The organism is Streptomyces sp. NBC_00878 (genome assembly GCF_026341515.1).
Classification (GTDB): domain Bacteria; phylum Actinomycetota; class Actinomycetes; order Streptomycetales; family Streptomycetaceae; genus Streptomyces.
Genome location: NZ_JAPEOK010000001.1, coordinates 4083071 through 4103151, shown reverse-complemented (window position 1 = coordinate 4103151; position 20081 = coordinate 4083071). Strand labels below are relative to the sequence as shown.

At 72.0% G+C, this 20081-nt stretch carries 13 protein-coding genes; 8 read left to right on the top strand and 5 right to left on the bottom strand.

The window, feature by feature from the left end; translation table 11 throughout:
• Nucleotides 1–63: 63 nt before the first annotated feature.
• Nucleotides 64–1824 (bottom strand): M23 family metallopeptidase, encoded by a 1761-nt coding sequence (locus tag OHA11_RS17080; RefSeq protein WP_266497121.1) that lies wholly within the window; start codon nucleotides 1822–1824, stop codon nucleotides 64–66.
• 361 nt (nucleotides 1825–2185) lie between these two features.
• The gene (locus OHA11_RS17075; protein ID WP_266497119.1) at nucleotides 2186–3133 is read right to left on the bottom strand and encodes an alpha/beta fold hydrolase; all 948 of its coding nucleotides are present in this window, start codon (nucleotides 3131–3133) and stop codon (nucleotides 2186–2188) included.
• Nucleotides 3134–3711: 578 nt separating this feature from the next.
• On the opposite strand from OHA11_RS17075, the gene OHA11_RS17070 reads away from it, so the two are divergent.
• The gene (locus OHA11_RS17070) at nucleotides 3712–4122 is read left to right on the top strand and encodes a cobalamin B12-binding domain-containing protein (protein WP_266497118.1); all 411 of its coding nucleotides are present in this window, start codon (nucleotides 3712–3714) and stop codon (nucleotides 4120–4122) included.
• A gap of 166 nt (nucleotides 4123–4288) precedes the next feature.
• On the opposite strand, the gene OHA11_RS17065 is transcribed toward OHA11_RS17070, so the two are convergent.
• Both OHA11_RS17065 and OHA11_RS17060 read right to left on the bottom strand, forming a co-directional pair.
• Complete coding sequence (locus OHA11_RS17065; protein WP_266497117.1) at nucleotides 4289–5932, bottom strand: DUF5691 domain-containing protein; 1644 nt, start codon at nucleotides 5930–5932, stop codon at nucleotides 4289–4291.
• Nucleotides 5933–6104: 172 nt separating this feature from the next.
• On the bottom strand, nucleotides 6105–7457 hold the full coding sequence (locus tag OHA11_RS17060; protein ID WP_266497116.1) for an SWIM zinc finger family protein: 1353 nt from the start codon (nucleotides 7455–7457) through the stop codon (nucleotides 6105–6107).
• Nucleotides 7458–7590: 133 nt separating this feature from the next.
• Between OHA11_RS17060 and OHA11_RS17055 the strand changes: the two genes are divergently transcribed.
• The 7 genes from OHA11_RS17055 to sucD all read left to right on the top strand — a co-directional run bounded on the left by OHA11_RS17055 (nucleotide 7591) and on the right by sucD (nucleotide 18861).
• Complete coding sequence (locus tag OHA11_RS17055) at nucleotides 7591–8745, top strand: AAA family ATPase (RefSeq protein WP_266497115.1); 1155 nt, start codon at nucleotides 7591–7593, stop codon at nucleotides 8743–8745.
• A complete protein-coding gene (locus OHA11_RS17050) occupies nucleotides 8742–11294 on the top strand; it encodes a DUF5682 family protein (RefSeq protein ID WP_266497114.1) in 2553 nt (850 codons plus the stop codon). Before OHA11_RS17055 ends, OHA11_RS17050 begins: the two co-directional genes overlap by 4 nt.
• Nucleotides 11291–12550 carry a VWA domain-containing protein gene (locus OHA11_RS17045; RefSeq protein ID WP_266497113.1) on the top strand — a complete coding sequence of 420 codons (1260 nt, stop codon included), beginning with the start codon at nucleotides 11291–11293 and terminating at the stop codon, nucleotides 12548–12550. Before OHA11_RS17050 ends, OHA11_RS17045 begins: the two co-directional genes overlap by 4 nt.
• A 221-nt stretch (nucleotides 12551–12771) precedes the next feature.
• Nucleotides 12772–13917 (top strand): hypothetical protein, encoded by a 1146-nt coding sequence (locus OHA11_RS17040; protein ID WP_266497112.1) that lies wholly within the window; start codon nucleotides 12772–12774, stop codon nucleotides 13915–13917.
• Nucleotides 13918–14374: 457 nt separating this feature from the next.
• On the top strand, nucleotides 14375–16327 hold the full coding sequence (locus tag OHA11_RS17035) for a hypothetical protein (protein ID WP_266497111.1): 1953 nt from the start codon (nucleotides 14375–14377) through the stop codon (nucleotides 16325–16327).
• 448 nt (nucleotides 16328–16775) lie between these two features.
• Nucleotides 16776–17954: an ADP-forming succinate--CoA ligase subunit beta gene (gene sucC / locus OHA11_RS17030; RefSeq protein ID WP_266497109.1), complete on the top strand. Its 1179-nt coding sequence runs from the start codon at nucleotides 16776–16778 to the stop codon at nucleotides 17952–17954.
• Nucleotides 17955–17976: 22 nt separating this feature from the next.
• On the top strand, nucleotides 17977–18861 hold the full coding sequence (gene sucD, locus OHA11_RS17025; protein WP_266497107.1) for a succinate--CoA ligase subunit alpha: 885 nt from the start codon (nucleotides 17977–17979) through the stop codon (nucleotides 18859–18861).
• 213 nt (nucleotides 18862–19074) lie between these two features.
• On the opposite strand, the gene OHA11_RS17020 is transcribed toward sucD, so the two are convergent.
• Nucleotides 19075–19998, bottom strand: coding sequence for an RNA polymerase subunit sigma-70 (locus OHA11_RS17020; RefSeq protein WP_266497106.1), 924 nt, complete (start codon nucleotides 19996–19998; stop codon nucleotides 19075–19077).
• Nucleotides 19999–20081 lie beyond the last annotated feature (83 nt).

Below are 20081 nucleotides of genomic sequence, written 5' to 3'. Positions count from 1 at the left end.
GATACGGGGGTCTGGGGGCGGAGCCCCCAGGGCTCCGGCCTCAAGGCCTCAACAGGCGCTCTCTTACGAGGGGTCCAGCCCGTGGCTGCGCAACCACGGCAGCGGGTCGATCGCCGCGCCGCCGCCCGGTCGCACCTCGAAGTGGAGGTGCGGGCCCGTCGAGTTGCCGGAGTTGCCGGAATACGCGATCGGGTCCCCGGCCTTCACGGTGGCGCCCGAGGCGACCTTGTACGTGGAGAGGTGGCAGTACCACGTCTCCGTACCGTCCTTGGCCGTCACGATGACCATGTTTCCGTACGCGCTGTTCCACTGCGTACGGACGGTCCCGTCGGTCGCGGCCATCACCGTCGTGCCGTACGAGACGGGGAAGTCGATGCCGGTGTGCACGGACATCCAGTTGATGCCGGCCTGTCCGTAGTAGGCGCTGAGCCCCTGCTGCGCGACCGGCAGCGCGAACTTCGGCCGCAGCCGCTCCTTGCGGGCCGCCTCCGCCGCCGCCTTCTGCTTGTCGGCGACCTGCTGCGCCTTCAAGTCGATACGTTCCTGCGTACGGCTCGCACGGTCGGCGAAGTCGTCCGCGTCCGCGGAGAGGTTCTGTAGCTGGGTGTCCAGCTGGTTGTTCGCGGTCGACGGCTTCACTGCGCTCGCGTCCGGCGCGGCGGCTGTCGTCCGCACGTCGTCGTTGTTGCTGCTGCTGGTTCCGCCGGTCACGGTCGCGGCCGCGATTCCGGCCACCCCCATCACGCATACCGAGGGCACGGCGACCGTCAGCAGGGCGGAACGCTTCGGCGGGGGGCGACGACGGGAACGGGGCGCGGAACGGCCGGCCGCACGTGACGCGGAGCGGCCGGCCGGGGCGGCGGTGGCGACGGAGGTGTCGACCGAGGTGGTCTCCTCGACGTCGTCGAAAGGCGCGGGTTCGTCGTGGGCGTAGCTGTGACTGTAGCCACCGGTACGGGTATCGGTACCGGTTTCGGAGTCCGCGTCGGCGTCGTGGGAGGGGGTGAACTCGCCTTCCGCGGTGGCCTGTTCCTCGTACGGGACCTGCTCGAAGGCCGAGGTGGCCTGCTGGTCGTACGACTCGTGCTGGTTGTACGACTCGTGGTGGTCGTACGACGTGTGCTGGTCGTACGACGTGTGCTGGTCGGCCGGATACGACTCGTGCTCTGCCTGGGCCTGCTGGACCTGATGGTGGACCTGAGTCTGGTTCTGGTCGCCGCCGTCGGAGTTCCACGCCGTCGCGTCGTACGTACCCGTCTCGAAGGTCGGCGCGGTCCACTGCTGGGTGTGGTCGACCGGATCGGCCTGGAGCCAGGCGTTCGCGTCCCACTGGCCGGTGCCCTCGGGGCTCGCGGCCTGCGTCGGGATCTCGCCGAGGTGCTGGTAACCGGAGTCCGGCCAGACACCGCTCGTGTCGTAACTGCCGGTCTCGAACGCGGCGTGGTGCTGGGCCGCGTACGGGTCGTAGTTCAGCGTGTGATGACTGCCGGTGGCCCACTGAGTGGCGTCGTACGAACCGGTGCCCGCGCCGCTGCCGTCGGTTCCGCCGCTGTTGCCGTTGCCGCCACTGTTGCCGGGGAGGTCGCCGAACAGGGGGTCGGTGGCGAAGGTCGAGGTCACGTAGGCGCCCGTCGTGTCGTAGCTGCCCGTCGTGCCGTACGTACCGGAGGCGTTCGCGTCAAAACCGGTCGCGGAGTAGCCGTCGTGCATGGTGAAGTCGCCGTACTGGACGCCCTGTTCGCCATGGGACGCGTAATGCGCCGAGGCGGCCTCGGGGGCCGGAGCCGGGGGAGTTGCGGTCCCCGACGGGTGACGGTCGTTCACCAACATCTCTTTCGCCTCGACGACAGGGGCTGGCAAAGCAGTGCGGCGACTGTACCCGGCGGTATGAGGGCGCGACAATCTTCGGCGGCTTTCTCCATCCCGGGAAACGGGCATTCGGCCGCCTTTCGGCGGAGGCCGGGCACAGCTTTGGCCTTGCGTTCGATGGGTGTTCGAAGAAACGTCTGTCTTTGGGGCGGGGCGAACGGGCCCGGCGGCGGCTTCCGGTTGTGTTGGCTCCCTCTTGCGCCGCTTACGCTCCGCTGCTTCCGGTTACCGCGCTGCCTGTTCCGCCGCTGCCCGTTGTGACGCCTTCCGTTCCCGCCGCGGTCAGTTACGCCGGTGTCCGTTACGCCGGTGTCCGTTACGCCACGGTCAGGCCGTTGGTGTGGGCGGCGGTGTGGGTTTCTGGCTCCTCGGCGTCCAGGGCCTGCCGTATGCCGGCCGCTACGGCCGGGTGTACGGGGAGGGCGAGATGCCCGATTCCGCTCACCCGTACGTTCTGGGTGAGCAGGTCCGGGTGCTCGATGCACGCCGTCTCCAGCGGGTCCATCAACTGGTCGAGGTCGCTCCAGAAGCTCACGAACCGGGTCCGGCATTGCGGGGTCGGCTTGCGCAGCTCGTCGAGCACGCCGGAACCGGGGCGCATCTGGCGGACGATCGGGTGCGCGTCCATCAGAGGCGCGACCCGGGTGCCCGAGTGCGGTGTGCCCAGCGTGACGAGCGTCCGGACGCGGAGGTCACCGCCCAGGCGCTGCGCGTAATAGCGCGCGATCAGTCCGCCGAGGCTGTGTCCGACGATGTCCACCTCATGGCTGCCCGTGCGCTCGCAGATCTCCTCTATGTGCCGGCCGAGCAGCTCGGCAGCGGTCCGTATGTCACAGGTCAGCGGAGAGTAGTTGAGCGATTCGATCTGCTGCCTGCCGTGCTGGGCCAGGGAGCGGCGCAGCATCACGAAGACGGAGCGGTTGTCGATGAAGCCGTGCAGCAGGACTACCGGGGGTTTGGCGGGGGTGGGGAGCCGGGTGGTGCCCGCGCCCGCGTCGGCGCTGGGCCTGGTGCCGGTATTGGTACCGGGGGTGTCGTCGACGCCCGTGTCCGCGTCGGCCAGGTCGGTCGGGGGCCCGGGTGGGATCGGGGTCGGGCGGCGCTCCGGGGTGATGCCGGTGGGGTAGAGGAGGAGGTGGCCCGCGAGGATCGCGATCTCCAGGGCGGTCGCTTTCAGGAGGGTCAGCGAGAGTCCGGCCAGTCTGCCGGGGAGCAGGCTTTGGCAGAGCGGAATCAGGGGCGCTACTGCCCTGGTGACCTTCATGGCCGACCTCCCGTCGGCGCACGAGAGGACGGCTCCGTCCCCCGTGTGCCCTCGTGAGGAGCCGGTGGCAAGGACGGTGACCGTGCACGTACGGCGTGTGTGACGCCGGTGGAGCGACGGGAGTGCCCGTCGTCGTGCGATCACCGGTGCGCCGCACCACCATGCCGCGCGGCTGTCGGCGCGGAGGTGCGGGCGACCTCGTAGCGGCTCCCCTTGCGCCCGGTCCGACTGCGGTCCATTGGCCGCAGGATGCGGCCCGTGTGCCGCATCCTGCGGGACCGTGCGCGGCGAACTTGTCCCACCGTGTGATTTCCCCCTCGATCCACACCGCGAAACTGCCGGTTGCGGGATGTTGGACATAACGTTCGTTCACTTCTCGGGGGCGTGCGGTGCGGGATCGCTGTGCCGGCGGGGCATATCTGCTGTGGGGGCGGTGGCGGCGAGTCGCCACGGCGGTCCTTGGGTGTTATCAGTCGGTACAGGTCCGTATGGTTTGTGCGTGTGTGAACAGGTCTGGGTAGATCTTTACGGAGTTCGCATGCTTCATAGCTCGGTGTAGTCGGTTCATGGAGGCAGAGATGGGTGTGGCAACCGGTCCGATCCGTGTGGTGGTGGCCAAGCCGGGGCTCGACGGTCACGATCGCGGGGCGAAGGTGATCGCGCGGGCGCTGCGGGACGCGGGTATGGAGGTCATCTACACCGGTCTCCACCAGACGCCCGAGCAGATCGTGGACACGGCGATCCAGGAGGACGCCGACGCGATCGGGCTGTCGATCCTGTCCGGCGCGCACAACACGTTGTTCGCCGCGGTCATCGAGCTTCTGAAGGAGCGGGAGGCCGAGGACATCAAGGTGTTCGGGGGCGGGATCATTCCCGAGGGGGACATCGCGGCGCTGAAGGAGAAGGGCGTGGCGGAGATCTTCACGCCCGGGGCCACGACGGCGTCGATCGTGGAGTGGGTTCGCGCGAACGTACGTCAGCCGGCGTAGGGCTCCGCCGGTTTGGCTGGGGGGTTGGCGGGGCTTGCGCGTGGGTGGGTGGGTGCGGGTTGGTGGGGGCTGGTCGCGCAGTTCCCCGCGCCCCTGGGTGGGTGGGGGTGAGCCCGTTGTGAGGTTGCTGCGAGTCGGTGTCTTCGTTCGGTCGACGCCTGAGTGCTTATTCCTCCGTGAGTTCTCTCTGCATGGCCGCCCGTAGGCGCAACGTTGTGACCAGGCGTTGGAAGGACTCCGCCCAGTAGCTGCCGGCGCCGGGGGCCGCGTTCTCCTGTTCGTCGGGGACGGCTGTGAGGGTTTCCAGGTGGGGCGCCTCCGAAGGGTCCAGGCAGCGTTCGGCCAGGCCCATGACTCCGCTGAAACTCCATGGATAACTCCCCGCGTCGCGCGCGATGTTGAGAGCGTCGACCACCGCCCGCCCCAAGGGCCCCGCCCAGGGCACCGCGCACACTCCGAGCAGCTGGAACGCCTCGGACAGGCCGTGCACGGCTATGAACCCCGCCACCCAGTCGGCCCGCTCCGCGGCCCCCAGCATGCCGAGCAGCTTCGCCCGCTCGGCGAGTGACACCGCGCCGGGGCCGCCCGCCTCCGGCGCGGCGGGGGCTCCCAGCAGCGCTCTGGACCAGGAAGGGTCGCGCTGGCGCACCGCCGCCCGGCACCACGCGGCATGCAACTCGCCCTGCCAGTCGTCCGCCACGGGCAACGCCACGATCTCCTCCGGCGTACGTCCCCCGAGCCGCCGCGACCACGTACCGAGCGGTGCCGCCTCCACCAACTGGCCCAGCCACCAGGACCGTTCACCCCGCCCCGCCGGAGCCTTGGGAACGACTCCGTCCCGCTCCATGCCCGGATCGCACTCGTGCGGCGCTTCGACCGCTATCGTCGGCGTGCCGTGCGTGTGGTCCACGGCCACGCAGGACTCCGCGCGCTCCGCCATCCGCCCGGCGAGCGCCGAACCGGGCAGCGCGGACAGCAACTCCGCCGCCGTGGCCCGTACGTTGCGGCTCCGGTCGGCCAACGCCCGCTCCAGGAACGGCTCGTCCGCCGCGCACAGCCCCGTCCGCAACGAGTCGAGGAACATCAGCCGGTCCTCGGCCCGCTCCGTCGCCCACGTCGCGGCGAGCAGGTCCCGCGCGGCTGCCGCGTCCCGCGTCCGTATCGCCGAGAGGAGCGCGACCCGCTCGGCGAACAGCCCCTCCTCCCACAACTCCCGTATGCGATCGGGCTCCTCGGGCCCGGGCAGAGCTGCCCCGCCGCCCGGTGTCGAGCGCAGCGCGAACCGCCAGTCCGCGTTCAGCCGGGCCAGCCACAGTGCGCGCGGCCCCGCGAACGTCAGTACCGCCGGCCGTAGGTCCGTACGCCCCCGGGCCGCGTCCAGCAGCGCGGGCAGCGTCTCCGGGGGTGGTGCGAACCCGCGTTGGTTCGCCGTGGCGAGCCACTGCGGCAGCAGCTCCATGAGGTCGGGAGTCGACCCTCTGCGGCCGCCGCCGTTACCGCCACCGCTGCCTCCGCCCGTCCCGGTTCGGTCGGCGAGCAGCATCCCCAGTCTGTGTACGGCCGCGGTCGGCAACGCCGGACGCGGGTCCGCCGCCGCGGGCTCCACCAGGGCCGCCGCCCGCCCCGGCCGCATCCCGGCCCGCCGTCGCAGGGTCTCGACGGCCGCCGCGTCCAGCAACGCCGACGGCGCCTCCCGGCCGGCCGGCACCCCCGACGGCGTACGCCGCGCGGTCCCCAGGAGCGCCGCGGTCACGAGCTCCTCCCAGCGGCTGCCGCCGGCCGCGTCCGTGGGGGCGGGGGTCCTGTTCATGAGAGTCCCTTCCATGGATCCGCCTGGTCCGCCTGGTCCGTCTGGTTCACCTGGTTCGTCTGGTTCACCTGGTCCGTAGGGGGCATCAGGTCCGGCAAGTCGGTCAGGCCCGTAAGGAGCGGCAGGGCCGCGGTCGGAGACGAGGGCGAGGGCGAGTGCGGTGATGGTGACGTCAGCACAAGGGCACCGCCTTGCCCGGGCCCTCCGGCCAGGCCGTGAGGGGAGTGAAGCCGCGGTGGCCGCACTCTCCGAAGACCGTGACCGGTGTGCCGCCGGAGAGGGCGACCAGGCGCCACAGGCCGGAGCCGGACCGGGCCGCCGGGGTGAGGGGGAGCGCCAGATCGCCGTCGGCGTCGGCCAGTTGCCAGTCGTCGCCGTCCGGGGTGGGTATGACGCGGCCGAGTACCACCGGGCGGGAGTCCAGCCACGGGTCGTCCCGGAGTGCCTCGCCGTACTGGGCGGCTGCCCGCGCCACGCTCACTCCCGGCGGGCGAACGGCCGTGGGTGCCGGGGACGTGAACTGCTCGCCGAGCGCGGCCCGCAGCTGCCCCGCACCCGGATACGCGGACATCTCCGCGTCGAACGCCAGCCCGACCGGCAGGGCCAGTTCAGGTGCGCGGCCGGCCGCCCCGTACGACAGGAGCAGGACCGTGCGCCCCGACTCCGCCCCGTGCAACCAGATGCGGCGGGTGGTGAGGCGGCTGTCCGACGTGTCGTACTGGGCGAGGACCAGCCAGTGGTCGCGGACCGGCGGGCCGTCCGCCGAGCCGGTCAGCCCGATCCGGGACCGGACCGTCGAGGCCAGGCCGTCCGGCAGCCGCTCGCGGCGCAGCCAGCCCTGGTCGAGGAGATGGAGCAGCGCGCACTCCTCCAGCAGCCGCACCGGCCAGCCGGGCCCCGACGACGGGATCGCCCCCAACTCCCGCACCCGCGCGGCCAGTCCGGACGCCTGTGCGTCGACCATCCGGGCCGCCGTCTCCTCCCACAGCCCGTACCCCGCCCGCTCCGCCGTGGCCAGGCCGCCCCGGAGCAGGTCGGTCAGCCGCTGCTCCAACTCCGCGGCCCCCGCGGTGATCCGCTCGGCCCGCCGCTCCGCCCTGAGCCGCGCGGCCTCCGGATCACCCGAGGCCGGGGAACCCGCCGCGCTCGCCGCCCGTTTGTCGTCCGCGCGCTTTCTCCGCGCCTCCGTCCACTCCTCCGCCCAGTCCGGCACCTGCCCCCGCGGCACCGCGCCGTCCTCGCCCGCCCAGAGCAGGAGCAGCCCCAGCGCGTGCTTGCACGGGAACTTGCGGCTCGGGCAACTGCACTTGTAGGCGGGCCCGGCGGAGTCCGCGATGTCGATCACCGTCTGATACGGCCTGCTGCCACTTCCCCTGCACAGTCCCCACACCGTCCCCTCGTCCGTACTCCCCGCCTCCGACCACGGCCCTGCCGCGCCGAGCTTGCTGCCCGCCTTGCGTGACGCGACGTCAGGCGCCAGTGCCAGCACCTGATCCGCAGTCCAGCGCACCCCCTGCTGAGTCATGTCATCGAAGGTAGGTCCCACCACTGACAATCGGCCTCGGCGAGTGCGTTTGTGCAGGTCAGAGCGATTGTCAGTGGCGTAGTGCACGGTGGAACCAGATCCGAACCGGCCGAGCCGCAAGGGGGACCGCTCCATGTCCGTGTCCGTCGACCAGACGTCCGTCGAACCGAGCCAGCACCACTCCGCGCACACGAGGGAAGCAGCGGAGGGCGAGGCGCTGCGGCCGCACGCCGAGAACGCGTTCGCCGCCGAGCTCGGGGCACTGGCCGCGCAGGACGACCGCCCGCGTCCGGTCCGCTGGCGGATGTCGCCGTGGGCCGTCGCGACCTACCTGCTCGGCGGCACGCTGCCGGACGGCACGGTGATCACGCCGAAGTACGTCGGCCCGCGCCGCATCGTCGAGGTCGCCGTCACCACGCTCGCCACCGACCGGGCCCTGCTCCTGCTCGGCGTGCCCGGCACGGCGAAGACGTGGGTGTCCGAGCACCTGGCGGCGGCGGTCAGCGGCGACTCCACCCTGCTCGTGCAGGGCACGGCCGGCACCCCGGAGGAGGCGATCCGCTACGGCTGGAACTACGCGCAACTGCTCGCGAACGGGCCGAGCCGGGACGCGCTGGTGCCCAGCCCGGTCATGCGGGCCATGGCGGAGGGGATGACGGCCCGGGTCGAGGAGCTGACCCGTATCCCCGCCGACGTACAGGACTCGCTCATCACGATCCTGTCGGAAAAGACCCTGCCGATACCGGAGTTGGGCTCGGAGGTTCAGGCCGTACGGGGGTTCAACCTGATCGCCACGGCCAACGACCGCGACCGCGGCGTGAACGACCTGTCCAGCGCCCTGCGCCGCCGTTTCAACACGGTGGTCCTGCCGCTGCCGGAGAGCGCCGACGCCGAGGTCGACATCGTCTCGCGCCGCGTCGACCAGATCGGCCGCTCCCTCGACCTGCCCTCCGTGCCCGACGGCGTCGACGAGATCCGCCGTGTCGTCACGGTCTTCCGGGAGCTGCGCGACGGCCTCACCGCCGACGGGCGTACGAAGCTGAAGTCGCCCAGCGGCACACTGTCCACCGCGGAGGCCATCTCCGTCGTCACGAACGGGCTCGCCCTGGCCGCCCACTTCGGGGACGGAGTTCTGCGCGCGAGCGACGTCGCCGCGGGCATCCTCGGTGCCGTCGTCCGCGACCCGGCGGCCGACCGCGTCATCTGGCAGGAGTACCTGGAAGCGGTCGTCCGCGAGCGCGACGGCTGGAAGGACTTCTACCGCGCCTGCCGGGAGGTGAGCGCGTGAGCGGACGCGACGGGACGACCGGGCCCCTGCTGCTCGGGGTGCGCCACCACGGCCCCGGCTCGGCCCGGGCCGTACGGGCCGCGCTGGAGGCGGCGGGCCCGCGCACCGTACTCATCGAAGGGCCGCCGGAGGCCGACGCGTTGATCGCGCTGGCCGCCGACGAGGACATGCGGCCGCCCGTCGCCCTTCTCGCGCATGTCGTGGACGAGCCGGGGCGGTCGGCGTTCTGGCCGCTCGCCGAGTTCTCGCCGGAATGGGTGGCCATCCGCTGGGCCCTGGAGCACGGGGTGCCGGCCCGCTTCATCGACCTCCCGGCCACGCACACGCTGGCATGGGGACGGGAGGAGACGGAGGGGAAAGAGGAGAAGGAGGCATCGGAGGAGGAAGCGTCGGAGAGAGGGGAGGGGGCGAGGGCGCGGGAGCCGGGCGGACTTCCGGCCGAGCCCGAGGAGGCCGTGCGGATCGACCCGCTCGCCGTGCTCGCCCACACCGCCGGGTACGACGACCCCGAGCGGTGGTGGGAGGACGTGATCGAGCACCGGGGGGCGCACGACGGGGACGCGTTGGCACCGTTTGTGCCGTTCGAGGTGCTCGGCGAGGCGATGGGGGCGCTGCGGGAGGCGTACGGAACCGGCGGACACGAGCGGGATCTCGTGCGGGAGGCGTACATGCGGCTCCAGGTGCGGGCGGCTCAGCGGGAGTTCGGGGACGACGTGGCCGTGGTGTGCGGTGCCTGGCACGTGCCCGCGCTGCGGCAGCGGACCACCGTCGCCGCCGACCGGGCGCTGTTGAAGGGACTGCCCAAGGCCAAGGCCGACATGACGTGGGTGCCCTGGACGCACCGGCGGCTGTCGCGGATGAGCGGCTACGGCGCGGGGATCGACTCACCGGGCTGGTACGGGCACTTGTTCGGCGCCGCCGACCGCCCGATCGAGCGCTGGATGACGAAGGTGGCCCGGCTGCTGCGTGACGAGGACCGGCTCGTCTCGTCGGCGCACGTCATAGAGGCGGTGCGGCTCGCCGACACGCTCGCCGCGATGCGGGGCCGCCCCCTGCCCGGCCTGACCGAGACCACCGACGCCGTACGGGCCGTGATGTGCGAGGGCTCGGACGTGCCGCTCGCGCTCGTGCACGACCGGCTCGTCGTCGGTGATGTCCTGGGCGAGGTGCCCGCGGCGGCGCCCGCCGTGCCGTTGCAGCGAGACCTCGACCGGCTCCAGCGGCGGCTGCGGCTCAAACCGGAGGCGCAGGAGCGGGAGTTGGAGCTCGACCTGCGCAAGGAGAACGACGCCGGGCGCAGCAGGCTGCTGCACCGGCTGCGCCTTCTGGGCGTCGAGTGGGGCGAGCCGGCCGCGTCGCGCGGCAGCACCGGTACGTTCCGGGAGACCTGGCGGCTGCGGTGGGAGCCGGAGCTGGCGGTGCGGGTGGCCGAGGCCGGGGTGTGGGGCACGACCGTGATCGCTGCCGCGACCGCGAAGGCCGAGGCGGACGCCGTCGGCGCACGCTCCCTCGCCGACGTCACGGGCCTCGCCGAGCGCTGCCTCCTCGCCGAACTCCCGGACGCGCTCCCGGTGGTGATGCGGATCCTCGCCGACCGCGCCGCCCTGGACACCGACGTCGGGCACCTCGCCCAGGCACTGCCCGCCCTGGTCCGCTCCCTCCGCTACGGCGACGTGCGCGGCACCGGTACGCAGGCCCTGGCCGAGGTCGCCGCGGGGCTGGCCGAGCGCGTCTTCGTCGGGCTGCCCCCGGCCTGCGCCGCGCTCGACACGGAGGCCGCGGAGGAGATGCGGGGCCATGTGGACGCGGTCCACGGGGCAGTGGGGTTGCTGGGGGAGGGGGACGAGGATGCCTCCGCGCGGGCCGAGGACGCCTCCGCGCGGGCCGGGGAGAGGGCCCGGACAGGGGGCGGCTCCCGTGTGGGTATACGTGGCCGTTGGCACGGCGTTCTGGGCACGCTGTCCGGGCGGGACACGGTTCCCGGGGTCATCCGGGGGCGGGCTGTGCGGTTGCTGCTGGACGACGGGGAGTTGGGGCAGGAGGAGGCTGCGCGGCTCATGGGGCTCGTGCTGTCGCCGGGGACGGAGCCGGGGGACGCGGCGGCGTGGATCGAGGGGTTCGTCGGCGGGGGTTCCGGGGGCGGGCTGCTGCTCGTGCACGACGAGCGGCTGCTCGGGCTGGTCGACGCCTGGCTGACGGGGGTGCCGGGGGACGCGTTCACCGACGTGCTGCCGTTGCTGCGGCGCACCTTCTCGGCGTACGAGCCCGGAGTGCGCCGCACCCTTGGCGAACTGGTCCGGCGCGGACCGGGAACCCGCGGCAGCGCCACGGCCGCCGCCTCGGGCATACCTGGCTTCGCGCCCGATCTCGACACCGGGCGCGCCGACGCGGTGCTGCCGGTGCTGCGCATGTTGCTGGGGCTGGACGAAGCCGCGGACGCCGCCGCCGACAGCAGCACCAATGACAGCAGCACCAATGACACCAGCACCAGTACCAGCACCAACGACAACGACGCCGATGACAACGACCTTGTGGGGGTGGGCCGATGAGCGCGGGAGCGGTGAACACGGAAGCGGCTGACGAGGCCGGCGCGCCCGATCCGGCCGACGCCGACGCCGACGCCGACGCCTTCGCCTTCGCCTTCGCCGTCGACGAGCGACTTCGGCGTTGGCGGCTCGTGCTGGGTGGGGAGGACGCGGACGGCACTGGGTGCTCGCTCGCCGGGCAGGACGCCGCGATGGACGGGGCGCTCGGTGCGTTGTACGGGAACGGCAAGGGGGGCACGGCGCGGGCGGGGAGGGAGCGTTCGGCGGGGCTCGGGGCGTCGGCGCCGTCCGTTGCCCGGTGGTTGGGGGACATCCGGACGTACTTCCCGTCCTCCGTCGTCCAGGTCATGCAGCGGGACGCCATCGACCGGCTCGGCCTGTCCGCCCTGCTCCTGGAGCCGGAGATGCTGGAGGCGGTGGAGGCGGACGTCCACCTGGTCGGCACGCTGTTGTCGCTCAACAAGGCCATGCCCGAGACGACCAAGGAAACGGCACGAGCGGTCGTACGCAAGGTGGTTCAGGACCTGGAGAAGCGGCTCGCGACCCGTACCAGGGCCACGCTCACCGGTGCTCTCGACCGCAGTGCCCGTATCAACCGGCCACGCCACCACGACATCGACTGGAACCGCACGATCTCGGCCAACCTCAAGCACTACCTGCCCGAGTACCGCACGATCGTGCCCGAGCGGCTCATCGGGTACGGGCGCGCGTCGCAGTCGGTGAAGAAGGAGGTCATCCTCTGCATCGACCAGTCGGGGTCGATGGCGGCGTCGGTCGTCTACGCGTCCGTGTTCGGTGCGGTGCTCGCCTCCATGCGGTCCATCAACACCCGGCTCGTAGTGTTCGACACGGCGGTCGTCGATCTCACCGACCAACTCGACGACCCGGTCGACGTGCTGTTCGGTACGCAGCTCGGCGGCGGTACGGACATCAACAGGGCGCTGGCGTACTGCCAGTCGCAGATCACGCGCCCGGCCGACACCGTGGTCGTCCTCATAAGCGACCTCTACGAAGGCGGCATCCGGAACGAGATGCTGAAGCGGGTCGCGGCGATGAAGGCATCGGGGGTGCAGTTCGTGACGCTGCTGGCGCTGTCCGACGAGGGGGCTCCCGCGTACGACCGTGAGCACGCGGCGGCGCTCGCGGCGCTGGACGCACCGGCGTTCGCCTGTACGCCCGACCTCTTCCCGGACGTGATGGCCGCGGCGATCGAGAAGCGCCCGCTGCCGATACCGGACGCCGGGAACCCGGGGCAGTAGAGGCGGCAGCGGGGGAGACGCGGCGGAGCTGAAAGACGACGGAAAAAGCGGACATGAGTGTCCATCGGTAGCAGGGGACTTGCGCAACCTCGGGAGTCCCGTGCAAGGATCGGCGCGTCTTCAGGGGGCGCGCAGCCTGGTAGCCGCGCCCCAGGCCGCTCCATCCCGCCCCGCTCCGTCGCGCTTCACCTCGTCCCTCCGCACGGGAGGCTCTCGCCGCCTTGGCCCCTTCAGCCGTACTGCCCGATGTCGCCCTGCGCGTGACGCGCACGGCGGCGGCACGGCGTGCGCTGCAAGTGGCGTTGCTGGTGGGCGGGTTGTTCGTGCTGGGGCTCCTCTGCGGGGAGCAGGCGCGCGCGGCGGACGGTGTCGTGCCGGCCTGGAAGCCCGCAGAGGTCGTGCGGTCGGTGACGAGTTCGGCCGAGCAGACGCAGATGGCGAAGGGTTCGGAGCGGCAGCAGCTGCCGCAGCGGTTCGGAGAGCAGTCCCCGGACTCGAACTCCCGGTCCGCGACCGCCTCGTCGGCCACCTCACCATCGCCGGCCGCCCTGCCGCCGTCCGCTTCCACCGCTGCCCCCGGCTCCGCTTCCACCGCTGACTCCGGCTCCCGCTCTGGCTCCGAACAGCCTGGACTCGCCAAGGCGATCACGCCCGTGACCGACGAAGTCCGGCGAGTCGTACGGCCGGTCACTGAGCCTGCCGTGCGGCCGGTGACCGAGCGCGTCGTAAGGCCGGTCACCGAGCAGGTGGTGCGCCCGGTCACCGAGCGCGTGACAGCGCCGGCCGTCGAGGACGTCGTACGGCCCATCGGTCGGCCCATTGGTGATCTGGTGGATCAGATCACCGGCGGGATCGTCGAGCGGCCGGCCCCGCCGCAGTGGTGGCCGTCGCTGCCTCAACTGCCCGCGCTGCCGGGCCTTCCCGGGCTGCCGGAGTTGCCAGGCCTGCCGTTGCCCGCGGTTCCCGGTCAGACCCTGCCGGTCGGTACGGCGCCGCAGCAGCCCGGCGGGGCGACGGACAACCACCGGGCTGCCGAGAAGCAGTCGCGGGACGAGAGCGCGGCGACGGCGTACGGGCCGCAGCTCGCCGGTGGCCACACGGCGGCCGGTGACGACGTACGCCACCACGCGGACACCCGAGGCACGCGGGCCGTGCAGGCACCCGTGCACCAGGTTCCCGACGGCGACCCCACCGGTGCGTTGGGGCGTCATTCCGCGGTCGACAACGGGTCGCCGCGGCACGGCGACGCGCAGGCCGTCGCGTTGAACGAGAGGGCCCGGCCGACGCTGGTGCCCGGCGCCGCCGCGGACGTCACCGCGGCCGGGATCCGGGACAGGCACCGGGACATTCCGGCATTCCCCGGCTAGGGCCTGTCTGACAATTCCCTCCCCCCAGCCCCCAGCCCCCAGCCTCCGGCCGGGAAGTGCCCCCAGTCTCGCGACGCCATGCACACACTCTCGCCGCACCGGCGCAGACCCAAGTACGTCCAGTACGAGGATCTACGCCCGGCACCCCGAGAGCACGCACCGGACGCCGCGAGGCCGCCCTCCGGGCGACGACGGGAATTGTCAGACAGGCCCTGGGGCCGGCCTTCCCCCGCTGAGACCTGCCGCGCGGGGGCGGAACAGGTCTGCCCGCACCCGTCCGGACATCCCTCCGATCTCTCCGGACGCGATCGGCCGGACACACCCCGGACGCGGGCCGCTGCCAAGGCCGTCGGTGCTCGACTCCCCTCACCGACGGGGCGCATCGGCCCATCCGGACGCCCGGTCCCTGCCCACACCACGTCCCGAACTCCCTGTCTTCCGAAGGACTGACGCACGCATGCACAAGAACATCCGCCGTTCCGTCGTCATAGCCGCCGGTGTCACCGGCGCCTGGGCGCTCGGCTCAACCGTCGCCGGCGCGGACGAACTGCCCGCCACGTCCGCCTCCGTACCCGACGCGTCCCTCTCCGTGGACGACGTGGTCGGCACGGTCACCGACACCGTCGACGGGGTGGTCGGTGACGTCCGCACCGACGTCTCCCCGGCCACAGGCACGACCACGGACACCCTCACCGACGTCACCGGCGGCACGACCGCCAAGGCGCAGGACACCGTCACCGACGTCACCGGCACGAGCACCGACACCATCGCCAGGACCCAGCCGGCCGCCGACACGAAGACGAAGGCGGCCGACCAGGCCCGCCGGTACGTCGATGCCGAGCTGCCGGCCCAGAAGACCCAGACCCAGACCCAGACCCAGGCCAAGGCCAAGGCCAAGGCCGAGACTGTCGCCGAGTCCGCCGCCGACACGACCGCCGTGGCCACCGACGCAATGTCCGATGCCTGCGGCCCCTGTCCCCAGGGCGAGGTCGACTACCTCTTCGGCCCCCTCTCCGCGTTCGCGCCGGAGTTGGAGCAGGCCCTCGCCGCTATGCAGACGAAGCTCGGGGCCACCCGGCGCACCACAACCGCCGTCCCCTCCGGCGCCCGTGCCGAGGTGTGGCAGACCGTCGCCACCGCCGGCCGGACCGTCCCCGACGCCCGCGCCACCGCGAACGACGTGCCCGCCCGGCTCCAGGTCACCCTCGACACCACCCCCACCCGCCTCCAGAACACGGTCACCGGCGCGAAGGGCCAAGTCCGCGGCACCGTCGCCACGTTCGGCAGCCGGGCCCAGGCCACCGTGACCTCCGTGAAGGCCGACGCGGCCGCCACCGTCACCGGCCTCCCCTCCGCCGTCCGCGGCATGCAGGGGACCGTCACTCGGTCCGTCACCCCGGTCGTCGACGAGACGGCCGCCGCCGCGCTGCCACCCGTCGCCGCCACCGCCGTGCACGGCGTCACCCCGATAGCCGGGCAGGCCGTCGCCGGTGTCACCCCCGTCGCCGACCAGGCCGTGACCGGAGTCACCCGGGTCGCCACCGGCGCCGTGAACGGCGTGGTCCCGGTCGCCGGACAGGCCGTGGGCAACGCCACCGGTCTCGCCCACGAAGTGGTGGCCGACGTGCGCACCTACACCGACGGCGTCACCGGCGACGTGACCCCGTACGCGACGGGCGTGGTCGGGAACGTCGGCCCGTACGCGACCGGCGTCGTCGGCGATGTTGCCCCGTACGCGACGGGCGTGGTCGCGGACGTCCCCCCGTACGCCACCGCCGTGGTCACCCAGGTCACCGACGAGACCGTCGACTCCGTGCTCCCGCCCGTCGCCGCCACGTTGGTGGACGGTGTGGTGCCCGTCGCCGGGCAGGCGGTCGGTGACGCGACCGTGCTCGCCGACGGTGTCGTCGGTGACGTGCGGCCCTTCGTGGGCGGCGTCGTCGGCGAGGTGCCGCCGCTCGCGTACGGCGTGGTCGGCGAGGTCGACCCGTTCGCGCAGGGCGTCGTCGGCCAGGTGCCGCCGTTCGCCGAGGGCGCCGTCGGCGCGGTGCGGCCGGTCGTGGACACGGTCGTCCAGTACGTCCGGCCCGTCGTGGACGGGGTCGGCGGGAGCGCCACGACGCTGGCGTACGGCGTCACGGGCGACGTGCGCCCCTTCGCGGACGGTGTCGTCGGCGAGGTTGCCCCGTTCGCTGCCCACGTGACCGGACAGGTCGGGCCGTTCGCGCGGAACGTGACCGGAACCGTCGAGTCGGCCGCGGGCCCGCTGGCGGAAAACGCCGTCGGCGGAGTCGAGGACGTCGCCGAGTCCGTCACCCCGAGCTATCTGCCGACCACCCAGTACGGGATCACTCCGAGTCACGCGCCGACCGCTCCGTACGGGCAGCACGGCTCCCCCTACGGCGTCTGACCGACGCCCCCGCCGTACGACCGTGCCCGGCGGCCGGTCGTACGGCACCCATCCGACCCCGCAGGGCGACGGCCCCGTACGGCCGAAATCCGTCGGTCCGTGCGACCGAAACCCTGCGGTCCGGGTCGGGCGGTCCTCATTGGGGTGGGGACCGGCCGCCCTGCGCCCCTTAGGTCAGCCTCAGGGGCTGTTCGAGGGGCCTCACCAGGCAAACCCCAGCCTGGTGAGGCCCTTTTGCTTGGCAGTCTGTGACCGTAATCACCGCCCAGGTGTGACCTGCGATTTACGACCCCACCACGAGCGGGGATAACCTGCGAGGCGGACATGCCGCGTGTCGGCCATCGTGCCCACGCCCTCCTTGTGACCGCGCAGTCACGTTGCCCTCGCGGCACGCCCACGCAGACAGCTAACCGCAGAGCGGCGAGATCACTGATAGGGACGGACGCGCGTGGACCTGTTCGAGTACCAGGCGAGGGACCTCTTCGCCAAGCACGGTGTACCGGTGCTGGCCGGTGAAGTCATCGACACGCCTGAGGGGGCGCGCGCGGCGACCGAGCGTCTTGGCGGCAAGTCCGTCGTCAAGGCCCAGGTCAAGGTCGGTGGCCGCGGCAAGGCCGGCGGCGTGAAGCTGGCCGCCACCCCGGACGAGGCCGTCGCCCGCGCGGTGGACATCCTCGGCATGGACATCAAGGGCCACACGGTCCACAAGGTGATGATCGCCGAGACGGCTCCGGAGATTCTTGAGGAGTACTACGTCTCGTACCTCCTCGACCGCACGAACCGCACGTTCCTCGCCATGGCGTCCGTACAGGGCGGCATGGACATCGAGGAGGTCGCGGAGAAGACCCCCGAGGCCCTCGCGAAGGTCCCGGTCGACGCCGTCGAGGGTGTTTCGATCGAGAAGGCCCGCGAGATCGTCGCCCAGGCGAAGTTCCCGGCCGAGGTCGCCGAGAAGGTCGCCGAGGTCCTCGTGACCCTGTGGGACACCTTCATCGCCGAGGACGCGCTCCTCGTCGAGGTCAACCCGCTCGCCAAGGTCGCCTCCGGCGACATCCTGGCGCTGGACGGCAAGGTCTCCCTGGACGAGAACGCCGAGTTCCGCCAGGCCGACCACGCCGCCCTGGAGGACAAGGAAGCGGCCGACCCGCTGGAGGCCGCCGCCAAGGAGAAGAACCTCAACTACGTCAAGCTCGACGGCGAGGTCGGCATCATCGGCAACGGCGCGGGGCTCGTCATGAGCACCCTCGACGTCGTCGCGTACGCCGGTGAGGACCATGGCGGCGTCAAGCCCGCCAACTTCCTGGACATCGGTGGCGGCGCCTCGGCGCAGGTCATGGCCAACGGTCTGGAGATCATCCTCGGCGACCCGGACGTCAAGTCCGTGTTCGTCAACGTCTTCGGTGGCATCACCGCCTGTGACGAGGTCGCCAACGGCATCGTCCAGGCGCTGCAGCTGCTCGCCGACAAGGGCGAGGAAGTCACCAAGCCGCTGGTCGTCCGTCTCGACGGCAACAACGCGGAGCTGGGTCGCAAGATCCTGTCCGACGCCAACCACCCGCTGGTGCAGCGCGTGGACACCATGGACGGCGCGGCCGACAAGGCCGCCGAGCTGGCCGCGGCCAAGTAAGGGACGAGGGAAAACCACAGCCATGGCTATCTTCCTCAACAAGGACAGCAAGGTCATCGTCCAGGGCATGACCGGTGCCACCGGCATGAAGCACACCAAGCTCATGCTGGCCGACGGGACGAACATCGTCGGCGGTGTGAACCCGCGCAAGGCGGGCACCTCGGTCGACGTCGACGGCAACGAGATCCCGGTCTTCGGCACGGTCGCCGAGGCGATCGAGAAGACGGGCGCCAACGTCTCCGTCCTCTTCGTGCCGCCGGCCTTCGCCAAGGCCGCCGTCGTCGAGGCCATCGACGCCGAGATCCCCCTCGCGGTCGTCATCACCGAGGGCATCGCCGTCCACGACTCCGCCGCCTTCTGGGCGTACGCGAAGTCGAAGGGCAACAAGACCCGCATCATCGGCCCGAACTGCCCCGGTCTCATCACCCCGGGCCAGTCCAACGCCGGCATCATCCCGGGCGACATCACGAAGCCGGGCCGTATCGGCCTGGTCTCGAAGTCCGGCACGCTGACGTACCAGATGATGTACGAGCTCCGTGACATCGGCTTCTCGTCGGCCGTCGGTATCGGCGGTGACCCGATCATCGGTACGACGCACATCGACGCGCTCGCCGCGTTCGAGGCGGACCCCGACACCGACCTGATCGTCATGATCGGTGAGATCGGCGGCGACGCCGAGGAGCGCGCGGCGGACTTCATCGCGAAGAACGTGACGAAGCCGGTCGTCGGCTACGTCGCCGGCTTCACCGCGCCCGAGGGCAAGACCATGGGCCACGCCGGCGCCATCGTCTCCGGCTCCTCCGGCACGGCCGCCGCGAAGAAGGAGGCCCTTGAGGCCGCCGGCGTCAAGGTCGGCAAGACGCCGACCGAGACGGCGAAGCTGGCCCGCGCCATCCTCGCCGGCTGAGCTCAGCACAGCACGGCATAGCACGGCTGCCTGCGGGCCGTACGCGGATGGGCCCGCACTCCTGGAATACGGGGGTGCGGGCCCATCGGCGTTGCCGAGTTGCCGAGTGGGCGTTCGGCGGTCCTCCGGCACCAGCTCCTGCTCGCGCTGCTCGGCCCCCCAGCCTCCTCGACATCCTCGACCTCTTCAGCCTCTTCAGCCTCCTCGGCTTCCTCAGCGGAGCTCCGGCCGGAGCCTCTCCGGACCCGACTCGAACATCCAGCGAAGCTTGGTGCGGAGCTTCCGCTCCGACTCGGACAGCGGGCCGGGGCCCGACCGCGGCGGAACTCCGCTGATCGTCGCGGCGGGCGCCTGGGGGGCCTCGTAGTGGTCGGGCGCCGTACGGAGCGTGAGCGCGGTGGAACCGATGAGCAGGACCGTGAGGGCGATGGCCGTACGGGTCCAGCGGCGGGCGCGGCACTCGCTCACCGAACGCACCACGACAGGCTTCGCGGGGGTCCGCAGCGACTCCTTGCTGCCGAGCTCCGTCAGCCTCCGCCGCAGCTCCCGCGGATCCGCCAGCTCGGGCACGCGCGCGGCGACGGCCTCGCGCGCGTGCAGCAGCCGGTGCGCCGCCACGGGCGTGCTCGCCTCCGTCTCGGCCGCGGTCTCCGGCAGCCCGATGCCGAGGCCGTCGCAGAGGAGCAGGGTGCGGCGGTACGAGGGCGGCAGGCTGAGCAGTACGGAGAGCAGCCACCGGTCGTCCGTGGCGAGGGGTGGCGGCTCCGGGAGCCGGTGACGAAGACTCAGCCGCTGCCAGGGGGACATCGCGTACTCGTACGTCGCCGCCCGCACCCACCCCGCCGGATCCGGGTCGACCGCCACCTCCGGCCAGTGCTGCCACGCCAGTTGGAAGGCCCGCTGCACGCACTCGCGCGCCAACTCGCGCCGCCCGGTGAGCAGATAGGCCTGCCGTACGAGGTCGGGGGCCGCGAACGCGTAGAGGGCGTCGAAGGCCTGAGCGGGCGTCAGATCGGCAGGGCGAGCCGCGGCATTGGCGTCGGCGTGGGCATCGGCGTGGGCATCGGCTTCGACATCGGCTTCGACATCGGCGTCGGTATCGGCGTCGGTATCGGCAGGAACAGCGGTCAGCGTCACCGGGCGCCCCTTCGTGCGTAAAAATGCATAAAACGTATGTTGAGCGACACATCCGGAGTTCAGCTGTTACGCGAAGAAAGCGC